The organism is Sphingobacterium sp. UBA7625, from assembly GCF_002484085.1.
Taxonomy (GTDB): Bacteria; Bacteroidota; Bacteroidia; order Sphingobacteriales; family Sphingobacteriaceae; genus Sphingobacterium; species Sphingobacterium athyrii.
The window spans coordinates 1-2,760 of record NZ_DLJD01000007.1; the positions used below are offsets into that span (position 1 = coordinate 1).

Below are 2,760 nucleotides of genomic sequence, written 5' to 3' on the forward strand. Positions count from 1 at the left end.
GTCCATAATAGAACTTTGAAAAGCCTTCCATTGGGAATCCTTCTTGTATCAAACCATCCGATCCAAAGACATAAATCATGCGATTGTCAGTGCCTACTCCCAATACATCGGATTTACCGATACGTTTAAAAAATAGTGGCCTGTTGCTCGCATCTTCAATGAATTTATATTCAAAATAGGAGGAGGAGTCCCTTGCGCTATAGGCCTTCAATTTATTGTTGGCTAAAATGATAAAATCTCGATCGGCACCGCCACTGATATCTTCGAAGTTAAAGAAAGCATCCTTGCCCCAGCTTTCCAGTTTTATTTTCTTCGTTTCACCTTCAAAAGGAACTTTGAAAACACTGCCTTTATTATCGGCAACATAGACAAACGAATTTTTTTCATCTGAAGCAGCGACTAGACCGATCGGGTTCTTAACACTTTCGCCTTCGGTGTCCAAAGTTTGTTTTCGGATAATTTTGCCATTTTCATTGAAAAAATAAACAGAAGCTGTACTGGTACCTGCTATAATGTAATTCGTCTGGCCCAAAGCTGTTGTTTTGAGGTCAAATAGAATACGGCTGTCTACACTATTATTCTCCATTCCCTCCACTTTCTTGCCATCTAAAGTATAAGCCAAAATGCGATCCGTGGCTGGGATGTAGATTCGTTGTTCTTTATTGAAGTTGGTCATTGTAGCGCCATAGCTTGCGGTAGAAGGTAGTTCGACCGAAAAGCCGTTCACATTTTTCCCGTCGGGCGTAATCCGGTACAGCCGATTTTTGGTGACAATGACAATACTGAGATCTTGTAATTGAATCGGTTCACCCAAAATCTCGCCCTGGAAAAGGTTTTGCCAAAGTTCCTTTCCATCTGGTGAAAACGCATGTACGGTATGATCCTGCTCTTGGATCATGATGAATTTGTTTTTACCATCCTGATCCAGAATCCACGGCTTATTGATAATACGGTTTTCAAGCTGAACGGTCCATTCCGGTTTGCCACCCAGACGTGTATCACTTTTATAAAGTCCATATAAGCTGGATGCGAATGTGCCTTGATTGCCGCTTAACTGGTATGACCAGGAATAAAAGTTTTGAAAGCCAAATTGCTCCTCGTCTTTAAAATTCTTTGCATAATCGGATTTTAGGTTATCCAAAATAGTGCTTTTAGCAGCTTTCGGTTCCAAATAAAAGGTGACATTGCTGCGGCTATTTTGTAAAGCTGCGTGATTCTTGAAAATAGCAGTGCCCGATAAAAATTGCCTCTCACGGAATGATTCGCGATAATCCCGTAGAATTCCTGTTCTGCTTGCGACAACCATGATATTGTCAACGATGGTAAAATAGGGCCTTGTGAAACCCTTGAACGGTTCACCAAAAGAGGCATATAAGAGGTGAGAATACTTAAATTGATAGATTGAGTCACCTACTGAAGAACTGAATTTCTTGAAGTTATTTGCAAATAAGCTAGAATCTGATAAGCTGATTAATCCAAGTACATCTTGATTATCCAATTCAGCCAGTGCAAATTCATCATTGAAGAGCGGTGTAATGACGCTATCAAAGGAAATTTTAGTGTCATCTTCGAAATTTTTAACGTTCTTGCTTATACGGTCATATTCTTTTTGCTGGATTAACAGTTCTTTTAATCCAGAATGAAAGCTGACTGCATCTGAAATACTGAAATCAATATAAGAAGCCGCATTTTTTGGTAGATAATTTCCTAAGGCCTGAACTTGGGGTGTTTGATTGGCAAATAATTGCAGATAGCTGTTTTTACTTCCTGTAAGATCTGTTTCACCCTTAAAGATAAGCGCATCCTGTTTAAAATTCATATTCCAGGAGGTTTGTCCCTTCAGTGAATCGATTAAATTGAGGTAATTGCCAAATTTTGATTTCGTCAATATCCGGGCAACCTGCGCGAGCTGTTCATTGAAAAAATACAGACTGAGGGGAGTATTTTTATTGTTGTGATTGACAAAGAACTCAATCTGTTTTGTATTTATTTTTCGGACATTCTTGTCGAAAATTTGTGCGAGAACCTGTTTTGAATAACTGGCAAAAACAATTTCATGTGAATAGGCACAATAGAGCGTGCTGTCTTTTATTCCCTTATTGAGGCCGAAGAATCGTTGACCCAGGGTGTCAAATGGTTGCACCTTGTAATTGTTGCCGATCTGTCCGACAAGTGTGCCCAGTGAATTATTGTCCAGACTTTGGCCAACCTGAACACTATAAAGTGGTGTTATCTGATCTTTTTCTCGATGAAAAGATAACAAGATCTGTTGACCAGTAACGAAGGGGCTGAGTTGTTCACTGCGCAGCAATTCTCCTTTTAATCGTTCGAGATCATCAAAATTTCCTTGTCCCAGGATGGCCTTAAATAATTCGTACTCATTAAATATTGTGTCTACAGTCTCGTCGTTGGCGAAAGATGCAATGGCCAGGGTGTTTTCTGGTAAATATTGTAAGGCCTTTGAATCCTGTTTGTTGTTTTTATTAAAATCTCCGAAAAGATAGATCGTTGCCGCAATGACGGCTATGAATAATAAAATAGTGATGACTATTGTTTTTTTCATCAGAATATATATTTATGAGTGCCCATCTTCAATGGTATAGATGAACACGTTTCAGTCAATTTGTTTTTTATAGTAATGAAGCTATCAACCTGGATAAACTTATGATGGTTTCATCAGTAAAACAAACCTAACAAAAATATGCGGGAAGCGCTAGAAAATCATCCCGATAATGGGGCTTTGTAATATAAATTTAACAA

General features: G+C 38.7%; 1 protein-coding gene. It reads right to left on the minus strand.

The window, feature by feature from the left end; genetic code table 11:
• Positions 1–2,563, minus strand: a 2,563-nt coding sequence (locus tag B4G94_RS03405) for a hypothetical protein (RefSeq protein ID WP_286857157.1), incomplete at its 3' end; no start/stop codon positions are given.
• Positions 2,564–2,760 lie beyond the last annotated feature (197 nt).